Genomic DNA, 12,883 nt, shown 5'->3' on the forward strand with positions numbered 1-12,883 from the left:
CGGCTGCCGGGCCGCCCCCGGCTTGCATCAACGGAGCGCAACCCGTTTTAGCTACCGACGACCGCACAACGACCTGACAGGACGCTTGACGCATGTTGGGCTTGGCAGCCCAACGATTCGGCAACGTAATCGACGCTTTGTTTGACGCCCGAAACCCACCTTGAAAGAGTTGGCTTGGCGGTCCAACCTGCGATGCAGTGATTGCGGTAACCATGCATCTTGGGCTTTGCCGCCGGGCCAGGTTTACGGCGCCGTAGCCACCGCCAGCGGCACCATCACTTCATTGCGCCGCATGAACCACGGCGTCCATGGCGGATCGTAGCGGGCCAGCGACGCGGTGCCGATGGCATGCAATTGATGGCTGGTGATGAACGCGGTCAGCTCGGCTGTTTTTTCGGTGATGCTGTCTTCGCCTGCCAGTCCGGAAAAACGCACCACCGCAAAACGCGTCGGCGGCAAGGTCACCAGATGCACTTTCGGATCATTCGGCGTTGGCAGCGTATCGAGGGTGTAACCGGCCGGCATCATGAACCGGATTACCCAGCCACTGCCGGCGGCGACCTGCGTGACAGGTGCCGTCATGGCGATCGACTCGCCGCCGGATTTTGCCTGCACCACCGGGGCCGTCATGGCAATGCTCTGCTTGCGCACATTGCCGCCAAAAATATACCCGGCCAGCAAACGGAAGCCGGCGCTGACCGCCTCGCTACGCTCGCCACCGACCGTGACTTCGGCGGCAATCAGTGCCGGATAATCGCGTACTTCAAACGCCTCTTCTTTCAACGAGACGGTGTGGACGGGTTCTTCGGTTGCCATGGCGGTTGCTCCGGTGAGGGTCAAGGTGAACAGGAGCAGCAGGCGCGGCAGTATGTGGCGTGAGGTCATGCCAGTCTCCGGTAACAGGTTGGGGGGATGTCGAGATACGGTCGGTTGATCATACCCGGCTTCGGTGCGCCGATTTTGATGCGGCCCGACAGTGCAGGAACATGCCGTACATCGTGTGCATAAACTTAATTCGTGACAGTAAGACGTTTTTGATCTGCATCATTTTTTTTGCCGCATTGCATCGTTAGACTCGGTTGCAATATCTCAACTACCGATGAAAGCAGTGATCATGAAAAAAGCAGTCGCAGTCCTTGCAGTCAGCGCATTGGGCATGTTTGCCGGCCAAGCAATGGCACAGCAGCAAAGTCCGTGGCTGGTACGTGCGCGCGTCGTCAATCTGGCTCCGGCCGATAATTCGGATCAGGTCGGCGGCGTCGGCGCGACGGACCGCCTGTCCGTCTCCAAAAAAACCATTCCGGAAGTCGACATCTCGTACTTCTTTACACCCAATATCGCGGCCGAACTGGTCCTGACCTATCCGCAAAAGCATGATGTCTATCTGGATGGCACCAACGTCGGCAGCTTCAAGCATTTGCCACCGACCCTGCTGCTGCAATACCACTTCACCCCGGCCAGCCAGTTCAGTCCGTATGTCGGCGCCGGTGTCAATTACACCCGCATCTCCAGCGTGAACCTGCTGGGTGGCGCGGGTAGTCTGGAAAACAGCAGCGTCGGTCTGGCGCTGCAGGCTGGCGTCGACTTCAAGCTCGACAAGAACTGGTCGCTGAACCTCGATATCAAAAAAGTCCAGATCCGCAGCGATCTGATGGTCAATGGCGTCAAGGCCAGCGCGTTGCAGGTAGATCCGCTGATGGTCGGCGTGGGCCTGGGTTACCGCTTCTGAGTCGGCTTGCCTGATCGAATGACCGGCCTGCGTGGCCGGTTTTTTTTCGTCCCGGAGACCGGCAAAACTGCATCGCAGGTCGGGTCAGACCTTCTGCCCACCCGCCACCAAGGCATCCAGCCCGACAATCACGGCGTCTTCGCCGGTCGCATTGTTGGCAATCAGCACGCTCCATTCGATCGCATCGTCACGCCGGTCTTTCGCAAAGAACCGCAGCAGGTAGTCGCCATTCTCGACCGTGTCCAGCCCGCGACCATCACTGCGCTTGAGCTTGCGGACATACCAGACCGCATAGCCATTGACCTCTTCGCAGCAGTACACCTCGACCGAATGTGCTGCCGAGAGCGGATGTTCGTCGGGGTTGGTGTGCCAGACGGTCTTGCGCCAGACATGGTTCTTTTTTGATTCGGCGATGAAGTCCATAACGTTCCTTGGTGGGGGTGGTGTTGCGTGTTGTCGATTATTCCTGCAGCGGGCTGCGGTCGATGCGCTTGGTCAGGATGATCGAGGTCGAGGTCTGGCGCACGCCGTCGGTGGCGCCGATCTGGTCGAGCAGGCGATCGAGTTCGGCGGTCGAGCGGCAACGCAGCGTCAGCATGTAATCCACCGAACCACTGACCGCGCAGAGGGTTTCGACTTCCGGCATTTTTTGCAGCGTCCTGACGAAGCCGGCGGCGCTGCGCGGATCGAGCGAGATGCCGACATAGGCGCGCACCGCCGGCTGGTACAGCGCGTCATTGAGCCGCACGCCATAGCCGGCGATGATGCCGCGTTTTTCCAGCGCGCTGATGCGGGCGATGGCGGTGGTACGCGCAATCGATACGTGGCGTGCAATCGACGAGGTCGGCATGCGTGCGTCATCCATCAGCAGCGCAAGAATTTTATTGTCGATGTCGTCGAGGTGCGCAGTCATCTGGTCAATCTGTCGGAAGTGGTCGTCGATCTGTCGGAGTTTACACCGCAGTGACGACAGCTTGGACGCTATTTCCTGACATCACTTGCCTCTACACTTTTGGCATCGGACGCAGTGTTTCGGCAGTGCTCCACGGGCAAGGCTGCGGCCGCTCCATCTTCATCACCAACATCAAGAAAGTTCGTCATGACCACCAGACTCATCCTGCTCGGCGCCGGCAAAATCGGCGATGCCATTCTCAACCTGCTGTCGCATACCGGCGATTACATCGTGACCGTTGCCGACCGTGATCCGGCCCGCATGGCGCATGTGCAGCAGGCCGGATTTGCCAACGTGACCACGGTCGACGCCGACCTGTCCGATCCGGTGGTGGTAGCCAATCTGATCAAGGGACATGACGTGACCCTGTCGGCCTGCCCGTACTTCCTGACGCCGCTGATTGCGGCGGCGGCCAAGCAGGCTGGCTCGCACTATTTCGATCTGACCGAGGACGTCGAAAGCACCCGCATCGTCAAGCAACTGGCCGAAGGCGCAGCGACGGCGTTCGTGCCGCAATGCGGACTGGCACCCGGCTTTATTTCGATCGTCGCCAATGATGTGGCGCGCCGTTTCGATTCCCTGCGCGACGTCAACATGCGCGTCGGCGCGCTGCCGACCTACCCGAGCAATGCCTTGAAATACAACCTGACCTGGAGCACCGACGGCCTGATCAACGAGTACTGCAATCCGTGTGAAGCGATCGTCGATGGCCAGTTGCGCGAGACTTCGCCGCTAGAAGAGATGGAGCATTTTTCGCTCGATGGCGTCGACTACGAAGCGTTCAACACCTCGGGTGGCCTCGGCACGCTGTGCGCCAGCCTGGCCGGAAAAGTCCAGAACCTGAACTACAAGACGGTGCGCTATCCGGGGCATCGCGACATCATCAAGATGCTGGTGCGCGACCTGCAACTGGGCCAGCCCGAGCGTCGCCACATCCTCAAGGAAGTCATGGAGGCGTCGATACCGATTACCAAACAGGATGTGGTGCTGGTATTCGTCAGCGTGGTCGGCATGCGCGAAGGACGCCTCGAACAGCAGACCTATGCCAAGAAAATCTACAGCCAGACCGTCAACGGCCAGCTGCTCTCGGCGATCCAGCTGACCACCGCGTCCGGCATCTGCGCGATGGTCGATCTGGTGGTGCAGGGCAAGCTGCCGCAGCACGGATTGGTGCGGCAGGAACAGGCCCGGCTGGATGACTTCCTTGCGAATCGCTTTGGCCAGTATTATTCGGCTTGAATTCAAACCGAGTTCAACCTGAATTCAACTTGATGCTGCCGACACAGGCAGTGCAACAACAGGAGACATGAATGCAATCGATACCCCACTTGCTGGCCGGATTCGGCGTCGACATGACGACGTATCAGGGCCAGGACCTGCCGTGCCGTACCCCGGTCACTGGCGCGGTCCACGCTACCCTGCGCATGGATACGCCACAACAGGTCACGCAAAAAATCACCGATGCCCGGAGCGCATTCGAGCGCTGGCGCACCGTGCCGGCGCCACGTCGCGGCGAACTGATCCGCCTGTTCGGCGATGAACTGCGCACCCACAAGCAGGCGCTAGGCCAGGTCGTGACACACGAAGCCGGCAAGATCCTGCAGGAGGGGCTGGGCGAGGTGCAGGAAATGATCGATATCTGCGACTTCGCGGTGGGTCTGTCGCGTCAGTTGTATGGCCTGACGATCGCCTCGGAACGGCCCGGTCACCGGATGATGGAAACCTGGCATCCGGTGGGTGTGGTCGGCGTGATTTCGGCGTTCAATTTTCCGGTCGCGGTGTGGGCCTGGAACGCGGCGCTGGCGCTGGTCTGCGGTAACAGCGTGGTCTGGAAACCGTCCGAAAAAACCCCGCTCACCGCGATCGCCACGCATGCCCTGTTCATGAATGCCGTAGCGCGTTTTGGCAGCGATGCGCCCCCCGGGCTGGCCCAGTTGGTCATCGGCGACGCCCGCTGCGGCGCCGCGCTGGTCGCCGACAAACGGGTGCCACTGATCAGCGCCACCGGCAGCACGCGCATGGGACGCGCGGTGGCAGCCGCTTGCGCGCAACGTCTGGCACGCACGATCCTGGAACTGGGCGGCAATAACGCGATGATCGTCGCGCCCAGCGCCGACCTCGACATGGCGCTGCGCGGCATTGTTTTTTCAGCGGTCGGCACGGCCGGACAGCGCTGCACCACGCTGCGCCGCCTGTTCGTACACGACAGCATTTACGACGCGCTGTTGCCGCGCCTGAAAGCCAGTTACGGCACGCTGCCGATCGGCGATCCGTCCGACCCGGCCACGCTGGTCGGGCCGTTGATCGATGCCCAGGCGTTCGAGGCGATGCAGGCCGCGCTGCAGCAGGCACGCGACGAGGGCGGGGCGGTGTTTGGCGGCACGCGGGCCGAAGTCGCTGGTGGCGAGGGCGGTCACTACGTCCACCCCGCGCTGGTCGAATTGCCGGCGCAATCGGCCATCATGCATCACGAAACCTTCGCGCCCATCCTATACGTGGTGCGCTACCAGAGCCTGGAGCAGGCGATTGCGCTGAACAACGCCGTGCCGCAAGGACTGTCATCGAGCATCTTCACGACCGACCTGCGCGAAGCCGAAACCTTTCTGAGCGTGGTCGGCAGCGATTGCGGTATCGCCAACGTCAATATCGGACCCAGTGGTGCCGAAATCGGCGGTGCGTTCGGTGGTGAAAAAGAAACCGGCGGCGGTCGCGAATCCGGCTCGGATGCCTGGAAGGGTTACATGCGACGCGCCACCAACACGATCAACTACAGCCATTCCCTGCCGCTGGCGCAGGGCATCAGTTTTGATCTGTAAGGCGGACCGACCATGCGTATCGACTTTCCCGCCATCGGCGAAGTACTGGTCGACCGGGGCCGCCGCGAATTGTCGCGCCGTCGCCTCGGTCACTGTCATTCCGGCTGCGAGACCACTGGTCCCGCAGACTGTCATTCCGTTACACAGGAACTCTTCATGAGCACCAACAATACCAATCTCGCCAACCTGGTCGAGAAGGTCATCGGCGCCGATGGCGCAGCGCAGGTCAATCGGCTGATGACGATACCGGCGCTCTTTTCGAACTGGGAATGCGGCCAGGTCTCGCGCAAGGAAATGGCCCAGGCCCTCAACATGGTGCTGTTCCACGATCTGTTGTTGCGGGTGCCGACCGGTCGCCGCTACACCGAAGAAGTCGCAGCGCGAGGCGGCAAGGTGTTCCACGACCACGGCGCCTTGCGCACGGTGCTGTGGCAGGACAACGGTGCGCTGCCGCCGGGCGAGACTGCGTTCACGCGGATACTGGAGCCGCTCGGGTACCGCCTCAATGGCGTCTTTCCGCTGGATCGCATTGGCATGACGGGGCGCTCGTATGCGCAGCAGGACAGTCCGGAACAGATTGCGCAGTTCTTCGTCAGCGAACTGCATCCGGAGAAATTTTCGGCAGCTTTCCAGGCTGCCGTGACGCGCGTGGTAGCGAGTTCGCAGGAACCGCTGTCGCCGAAAGCGCAGGCGCTGTTGCAGGACATCGGCCGTAATGACCGCTTGTCGGTGACCGATGCGATCACCTTACTGACGGCGTTGCGTGGCTGTTTTGCACGTCAGCACGCCACGCCGAGTCTGGCCGACTACGAGATCCTGCGGGCTGAATCGGCTGAAATGGCGTGGATCACGACCGAGGGCAACATGTTCAATCATGTGACCGACCGTGTGGCGGATGTGGCGCAGGTAGCGCTGGCGCAACAGGGATTGCGGCGTCCGATGAAGCAGAGCGTGGAAGTGTCGGCCAATGGCCGGGTCCGCCAGACCGCGTTTCTGGCCGATAGCGTGACGCGGCAGTTCATTGCTGCCGACGGCACGTTGGTCGAGCGCGACGTGCCGGGCAGCTTTTATGAATTCATCAGCCGCGACCTGATTCACGATGCGGCGGGTACGCGGCTAGACCTGAGTTTTGATACCGGAAACGCGCAGGGTATTTTCAGAATGACTGCCGCCGGGTCCTGAACGCTATTGCAGCGAGACTGCCTGTGACACGTCTGCGCCCCATCTGGCCGGCAACTTGAAGTACGGGTCGGGCATGCCCAGCGAGGTCACGAACAATCCGGCGATGCCACGGGTGCTGTTGAGTTTCATGACCACGGCCATTTGCGTCCTCGGGCTGGTGTGGACGATGCTGGCAAAACGGCTGGCCGGATGGCGCGCCATCCAGGCTGGTGCGACATACCGCTTGAAATTTTGCAGGCTGTCTTCGAACACCACGAATTTATCGGCCAGCGGCAACGTGGCGTATTGTTCCGGCACATTGGTGCCCGGATTGCCGGTCACCGTGTAGGTCGGCGACAGCGCTTTGACGTAGTTGTACAGCGATTGGTAGTACTGCAAATGGGCCCGGCTACTATCGTTGGTCATCTCATCAATGAAAAAGCCATCGACCTTGTAAAACGCCAGATAGGTATTGATGTCCTTCGTGACGTCCGACAGGCGGCGATTGCCGTACGACGTCGAGACATAGGCAATCACTTTGCCGCCAGCGACATGCAGCCGTTCAATCGCCGTGACATAGTTCGGATCGAGCCGGGTGCCGGGACCGCTGTTCGGATTCATGATCGCGGTCGTTGGCATTTGTTTGGCCAGCAGGTTCAGGCTGTGCCACGCCGTGCTATTCGGGCTGGGATAGAAATACGCCGGCACCAGTGCCTCGCGATAGATTGCCGCCTGGGTGCCGGTGGCAAACAACATCAGGCAGAGCGCCGAATAGACAGCGCGGACAATGCGATGCAGTGGTGTGAAGGAGCGGGAAACGGAGGTCATGACTTTGCCTTTTTTCGAGCCGTCCCATGGACGCGCTGAAGGTTGGCCTGGCAGCGGGATGCTGTCAGGTAGCTGGCTGACTTCCGGAGAAGCCCCTGTAGCTTTGCGTCGCTGGATTACTCCAGGTTTGCCGGTGTTACTTGATCGCTGTGTTGTGTGACGACGGTACTATCTGATCAGATCACTAAACATTGCATCCATGAAATATATCATAAATTTCTTTTGAGAAATTATTCTCTTTGTTTGATTTTATGTTTGATCATCATTAGCTGATTCCCTTCGGTCATTTTCGCCAGACATTGATGTCTGAAGTGCATCTCCGGATGCATACTTCCCTCTTTTTGAAAAAATCCAACCACCATGCTCTTCCCACATCGCCTGCGCGGAATTCTGGCTCTGCTGATCGTCACCCTGGTATGGGGCACCACATTCCCCGCCATGAAAGACCTGACGCAGCATTTTTCTGCGGTCTGGATCATCCTGATCCGTTTTGCGATGGCCGGCCTGTTGCTCTCGCCTTTCCTGCTGCGCGCCAGCCTGCGCGATTGCGCGCTGGGCGCGTTGCTCGGCGCGACCTTGTTCCTGTGCTACATGTTGCAGCTCGAAGGACTGGCGCTGACCAGTTCCAACCGCAACGCCTTCGTGACCGGCTTGAATGTCCTGGTGGTGCCGATGCTGGGACTGCTGGCCGGCAAAGCGCCCGAGCGGCGCATCGTCATCGCCATCGCGCTGGCGATTCTCGGGTTGTTTGCCTTGTGCTGGGATGGCGGCGCATGGAGCGCGGGCGATACGCTGGCGCTGATCGGCGCATTTTTTTTCGGGGTCTACGTCAAGCTGCTCGAAGTGCTGACCCGCCGGGCCAGCAGCCTGATGGTGCTCACGACGGTACAGATCATGGTGGTCGCATTATGTTCGCTGCTCTGGTTGTCGGTGTGGGAACTGCCACGCAATCCGGTCGCCTGGCCCGTCATGGAGGCGGCCATGCGCGACAACGCCGTCAATTTTATCTATCTCGGGGTACTCGCCACGGCGGCAATCATTTCATTGCAAACCTGGGGACAACGCCACAGCAGCGCCAACGAAGCGGCGGTCATTTACGCTTTCGAGCCCGCCTGTGCTGCGATCGCCGCGTATTTCTGGCTGGGTGAAACCATGACCTGGCGTGGTCTGGCGGGGGCGGCGTTGCTGATTGCCGGAATGATCGTCAGCCAGTGGATGCCTGCGCGTCCACGTGGGGTGGTAACGGCCTGATCTACTATGCGTTGTCCGCATATCAGATATGGCGAAAGAAAATTGGCGGTGATTCATCGCAACCCCTATAGTTTGTTCGTCTCCTCTATGTCTACCCAAATTGATGTAGATTCAGCCCGCTTTCTTAGCGGGCTTTTTTTTGGCTGTTGCAGTCGCTGGCCGCTGGGTGGCAGGGTTCAAGCAAGGTGGTCGCGTCGTTATCCTGATCGTTGCTGTCATTCGCAAAGCATATAACTGATATTGCAAATGGAAATTAGCATTGCCCCGCCTCAACCCTTATAGTTTGCCTGTCTCCTCTATGTCTACCCAAATTGATATAGATTTTGCCCGCTCTCGTAGCGGGCATTTTTTTGCCTGTTGATATTGTTCTCCTGACGCCAGCACGCTCGCCCGAAATTGCAGCGCAACTCAATGCCGTGGCACCACATCCAGATAGCGCCATGTCGTCAGCATCACCGGATGGCGCTGGTAATTCTGCAGCCACGGGTGATGCACATCGGCCGCCAGCGGATAGGTGCGCAGCACCCACGGGGCATACGCTTGCACCAGCTGGTTCATCTCGCGATACAGCGCATTGCGTGCCGGCGAGTCCGGCAGCAGCAGTGCCTGTTCGTACAGCCGGTCAAATGCCGGCAATCGAAAGCGCGCCCGGTTCGCCGAACCACTGTTGGGGCCGTACAGCAGCTGGTAAAAATTCTCGCCATCCGGAAAGTCCGCGATCCATTGCGATTCCAGCATCTGCACCTTGCCCAGACGCGCCGCTTTCAGCAGGTCGGTAAATTTGCCACTGCTGAAGACCACCCGGATACCGATCTCTTTCAGGCTGCGTTCCCACAGTTCGTCGCGCAGGCGTCCGGTGCTCGATGCCAGACTATGCATCGTCAGGATCAGCGGTGTGCCGTCCGGTTGCTCGCGCCAGCCATCGCCATTGCGGTCGCGGTAACCGAAGCGGTCGAGCAGGGCGCGTGCCAGTGCCGGATTGAATTCGCTCGCGCTGGCCGGGGCCGCGTCGTGGCCAAAGACATTGGGTGGCAGTGGCGACATAGCCGGAATCGCCAGCCCCTGCGACAGCACACGGATATCTTCGGCGCGGTGGTAGCTCAGGCTGATGGCGCGGCGCAATGCAATCTGCGGCAAGGCATAGCCACCGAGCACCGGGTCTTCCATGTTCATCCACAGATAATCCAGTGCCATCTCCGGAAACAGCGCCAGCCGGATGCCTTGCGCGATCAGTTCGGGCTTGAGCTTGCCATCCTCCAGCACCAGCTTCGCCAGCGCTGCCGGCACCGGCTCCAGATAATCCACATCACGGTTCAGGAACCCGAGTACCCGCGCTTGCGGTTCTTCGATCACCTTGATGTCGATACGACCGATCAGCGGCAGTGACTTGCCTGCCAGCGCACGCGCAATTCCGGGATTGGCGGTGCCGCTGTCGCCAAATACCGTCGGGCGAAAATCCGGATTGGCCTCCAGTACCAGGCGGCTGCTGCGCTGCCATTGCGTCAATCGATACGGTCCGGTCCCGACCGGAAGCGCGGACTTCGCTGCGATGGTTTCGTGCGCCACCACCGACAGCGCCGGCATCGCCAGCAGGTACAGGAAATTGTTGTCTGGCTGGTTCAGGACGATCTGCAGCGTGTAGCGATCCGGTGCCGTCAAGCCGGCGATGGCGCGGTCGGGATCGAACTTGCCCTGCTTGAGTTGGGTATCGCCGGCCAATTTTCCGTCAAGTAAAAACAGCCAGGGTGACTTCAACGCCGGATCGTAATGTCGCTGCAGGCTGTAGATCAGGTCAGCTGCCACCAGCTCGCGCGGCTGGCCACCGAAGGCGGGGTCGGGCGTGAAACGGATGCCGCGCTTCAGTGTCAGCGTATAGGTCTTGCGGTCGGCGCTGATGGCGGGCATTGCCGTGGTCAGATTCGGTTGCAATGTCAGCGGTCGCGCCAGATAGTCGTAGCGCAGCGGGGCATCGAAAATGTTTTCGATCAGGCTGAGCGTGCTGATATCGGAGGCTTGCGCGGGATCGAGCACGGTCTCGCTGTTTTGCAGCACCACGTGCAGGGTTTTCGACGGGTCTGCGGCGCTCGCGGGGACACACAGCGATAGCAGGCACGCTGCAGCGAAGCAGCGCAGGGAGGTGAGGCGCGCAGCGATCATGGTATGGTTTTCAGGGCAGGGGATGAAGGTCGTAGCGCGTTGTCGCGGCTGCGTTATTTTCGAGCCAGAATCTTAGCCCGAATTCAGGCGCGGCTTGGCGAATCATTCTTCGACCATGACCGTCCTGATCGGGAGAAATCAGGTCCTTGCAAAAAATCATCGCGGTCAGACTCGAACAGCGGCGCTGAGAAATCCGACTGCGCGAAGCGTGCCTGATGTCTCGCTCAAGCGCCCGGTCAAAGCCATGTCTGATCGAACACATACCCATGTCCGCCAGAACAGGTACTCTTGTGCTCCCGACAATATTGTCTTCAATGGCTGACGCTGCCTGCTTATCCAGCGGCAGCCACCTTCCATCCTTGAGGATCTCCTGATGAAAAAACTCCCTGTAGTGAACCCCCTGTTACTGGCAGCTTGCTGCACTCTGGCCATGTCGATGGCGAACGCCGCCGACTCAGCCACTGTCAGGATCACGCCGCTCGGCAGCCACGACGGCGAATTCTGCGCCGCCGACCGGGCGCTGATTTTTGAAGATCCGGATGGCACGCGCATTCTTTACGACGCTGGTCGCACAGTGCGTGGCGGCAGCGATCCGCGCCTCGGCAAAATCGACGCGGTCCTGCTCAGCCACGTCCACGGCGACCACCTCGGCGACATCCACCAGGCCGCGGCCAATGCCGGCACCTGCGCTGCGCCGGATTTTTCGGTGAAGAGCACGCCATCGTCGGTCAGCGAAGAAGTGGTACTGGCAAAAAAAGCCAAATTTTTTGTCGGCGGCGAGATGGGCAGCTTTTTCAGCAACCGGATCAAGGCCGCAGGCGGCACTGCCGATCAGGTGCGTCTGGTCCGCTTCGGTGGGCAAAGCAAGATCGGTGGCGTGAGCATTGCCAGCGTGCCGGCCGCGCATTCGAACGGCCTCGATCCCAAATTCCTGCATGGCCATCTGGCCGACGAACTGACCGACAATGCGCTGACTGCCTACGTCGGTCCGCCGGGTGGTTATGTGCTGACGTTCTCGAACGGACTGGCCGTGTATCTGTCGGGTGATACCGGCATCATTGCCGATCAGGATATGGTGGTGCGGCGTTTCTATAAAGCGAAACTGGCCGTGCTCAATATCGGTGGCACGTTTTCAACCGGTCCGGTGGAAGCGGCGTACGTGATCAACGATCTGGTGCAGCCGAATGCCGTGCTGGCCTCGCATGCCAACGAAGCCGCCACCAAAGACGGAAAACTGCTGCCGGGAACACGCACCATGATGTTCAAGGCAGCCGTCAAGGTACCGACCTACCTGCCGGTCAGCGGCAAGTCGATGGACTTTGATGCGGAAGGAAAGTGCGTCGCGGGTTGCTGATCGTTGATGGTGTGACAGAGGAGTACGGAAAACCGTACTCCTCTGTCAGCGCCGTTCCATCGTCGCGCCGAAGCGTTCCTCGGCTTCCTGGAACATCAGTTTCACCTTCTCGACATCCCACGGTCCTTCGACCAGCGTCTCGTGGTCCCAGCCGCTGCGCGGTGCATGCGACGCAAAAAAATCACCGGCGTACACATGGATCGCCGACGTCATTTTTCCGATCGGATTGAGGACCGAGTGAATGATGTCGCGACCGAGCGTCGCCACTTCGCCCTCACCAAGGGACTTGGCGCCGGCGGCTTCGATGGCGGTGTCGGTACGGCGCCAGAAGATATTGTCTTCGCGTCCGGAATAGATGCCGATCACCGCCGTCATCTGGTGGTTGTGCGGCATCAGGCTCATGTAGGGCGCCCAGACAAAATTGATGATCGTCAGGTCTGCCGATCGGTACAGCGGAACAATGCCGGCGTGTTCCGGTTCGCCGAGTTCGGCCATGATGCCTGCGCGGTCAGACACGGCTTCTGCCACGACTTCCCTGATGGCTGCCTGACCGTCAGCCAGCGCGGACTGGCAATCCTGAATAAAGCGTTCCTTGTCAAACATGATGTTCTCCTGTTGCGTTGCAGGCGGGGGCA

The 12,883-nt window shown here is 60.1% G+C and carries 12 protein-coding genes and 1 riboswitch; of the genes, 6 read left to right on the forward strand and 6 right to left on the reverse strand.

Features of this window, described 5'->3' with window-relative positions:
• Nucleotides 1–243 precede the first annotated feature (243 nt).
• Nucleotides 244–885 (reverse strand): SOUL family heme-binding protein, encoded by a 642-nt coding sequence (locus tag ABD720_RS15400; protein WP_344764540.1) that lies wholly within the window; start codon nucleotides 883–885, stop codon nucleotides 244–246.
• A gap of 229 nt (nucleotides 886–1,114) precedes the next feature.
• Between ABD720_RS15400 and ABD720_RS15405 the strand changes: the two genes are divergently transcribed.
• On the forward strand, nucleotides 1,115–1,729 hold the full coding sequence (locus ABD720_RS15405; protein WP_344764542.1) for an OmpW/AlkL family protein: 615 nt from the start codon (nucleotides 1,115–1,117) through the stop codon (nucleotides 1,727–1,729).
• An 84-nt stretch (nucleotides 1,730–1,813) separates the two neighbouring features.
• On the opposite strand, the gene ABD720_RS15410 is transcribed toward ABD720_RS15405, so the two are convergent.
• Together ABD720_RS15410 and ABD720_RS15415 are read right to left on the reverse strand one after the other, a co-directional pair.
• The gene (locus tag ABD720_RS15410) at nucleotides 1,814–2,152 is read right to left on the reverse strand and encodes a hypothetical protein (protein ID WP_344764544.1); all 339 of its coding nucleotides are present in this window, start codon (nucleotides 2,150–2,152) and stop codon (nucleotides 1,814–1,816) included.
• Nucleotides 2,153–2,189: 37 nt separating this feature from the next.
• Nucleotides 2,190–2,642 (reverse strand): Lrp/AsnC family transcriptional regulator, encoded by a 453-nt coding sequence (locus ABD720_RS15415; RefSeq protein ID WP_344764546.1) that lies wholly within the window; start codon nucleotides 2,640–2,642, stop codon nucleotides 2,190–2,192.
• A gap of 186 nt (nucleotides 2,643–2,828) precedes the next feature.
• Between ABD720_RS15415 and ABD720_RS15420 the strand changes: the two genes are divergently transcribed.
• From ABD720_RS15420 to ABD720_RS15430, 3 genes are all read left to right on the forward strand, one after another.
• Nucleotides 2,829–3,920 carry a saccharopine dehydrogenase family protein gene (locus tag ABD720_RS15420; RefSeq protein WP_344764547.1) on the forward strand — a complete coding sequence of 364 codons (1,092 nt, stop codon included), beginning with the start codon at nucleotides 2,829–2,831 and terminating at the stop codon, nucleotides 3,918–3,920.
• Between the two features lie 71 nt (nucleotides 3,921–3,991).
• A complete protein-coding gene (gene amaB, locus ABD720_RS15425; protein WP_344764548.1) occupies nucleotides 3,992–5,497 on the forward strand; it encodes an L-piperidine-6-carboxylate dehydrogenase in 1,506 nt (501 codons plus the stop codon).
• A 156-nt stretch (nucleotides 5,498–5,653) separates the two neighbouring features.
• Complete coding sequence (locus ABD720_RS15430) at nucleotides 5,654–6,679, forward strand: DUF1338 domain-containing protein (protein WP_425547991.1); 1,026 nt, start codon at nucleotides 5,654–5,656, stop codon at nucleotides 6,677–6,679.
• A gap of 3 nt (nucleotides 6,680–6,682) precedes the next feature.
• On the opposite strand, the gene ABD720_RS15435 is transcribed toward ABD720_RS15430, so the two are convergent.
• Nucleotides 6,683–7,486 carry a spherulation-specific family 4 protein gene (locus tag ABD720_RS15435; protein ID WP_344764550.1) on the reverse strand — a complete coding sequence of 268 codons (804 nt, stop codon included), beginning with the start codon at nucleotides 7,484–7,486 and terminating at the stop codon, nucleotides 6,683–6,685.
• Between the two features lie 64 nt (nucleotides 7,487–7,550).
• Nucleotides 7,551–7,628: riboswitch (cyclic di-GMP riboswitch) on the reverse strand.
• A gap of 218 nt (nucleotides 7,629–7,846) precedes the next feature.
• On the opposite strand from ABD720_RS15435, the gene ABD720_RS15440 reads away from it, so the two are divergent.
• Entirely contained in the window at nucleotides 7,847–8,737 is an 891-nt protein-coding gene (locus ABD720_RS15440) for a DMT family transporter (protein WP_344764551.1), read from the forward strand.
• A 408-nt stretch (nucleotides 8,738–9,145) separates the two neighbouring features.
• Here ABD720_RS15440 and ABD720_RS15445 read toward each other — a convergent pair whose 3' ends face one another.
• Nucleotides 9,146–10,894 carry an ABC transporter substrate-binding protein gene (locus tag ABD720_RS15445; RefSeq protein ID WP_344764552.1) on the reverse strand — a complete coding sequence of 583 codons (1,749 nt, stop codon included), beginning with the start codon at nucleotides 10,892–10,894 and terminating at the stop codon, nucleotides 9,146–9,148.
• A gap of 373 nt (nucleotides 10,895–11,267) precedes the next feature.
• Here ABD720_RS15445 and ABD720_RS15450 point away from each other — a divergent pair, with 373 nt between their 5' ends.
• Complete coding sequence (locus ABD720_RS15450) at nucleotides 11,268–12,248, forward strand: MBL fold metallo-hydrolase (protein WP_344764553.1); 981 nt, start codon at nucleotides 11,268–11,270, stop codon at nucleotides 12,246–12,248.
• Nucleotides 12,249–12,293: 45 nt separating this feature from the next.
• On the opposite strand, the gene ABD720_RS15455 is transcribed toward ABD720_RS15450, so the two are convergent.
• The gene (locus tag ABD720_RS15455; RefSeq protein ID WP_344764554.1) at nucleotides 12,294–12,851 is read right to left on the reverse strand and encodes a hypothetical protein; all 558 of its coding nucleotides are present in this window, start codon (nucleotides 12,849–12,851) and stop codon (nucleotides 12,294–12,296) included.
• Between the last annotated feature and the right edge of the window lie 32 nt (nucleotides 12,852–12,883).

This window comes from Actimicrobium antarcticum (assembly GCF_039536745.1).
Lineage (GTDB): Bacteria > Pseudomonadota > Gammaproteobacteria > Burkholderiales > Burkholderiaceae_D > Actimicrobium > Actimicrobium antarcticum.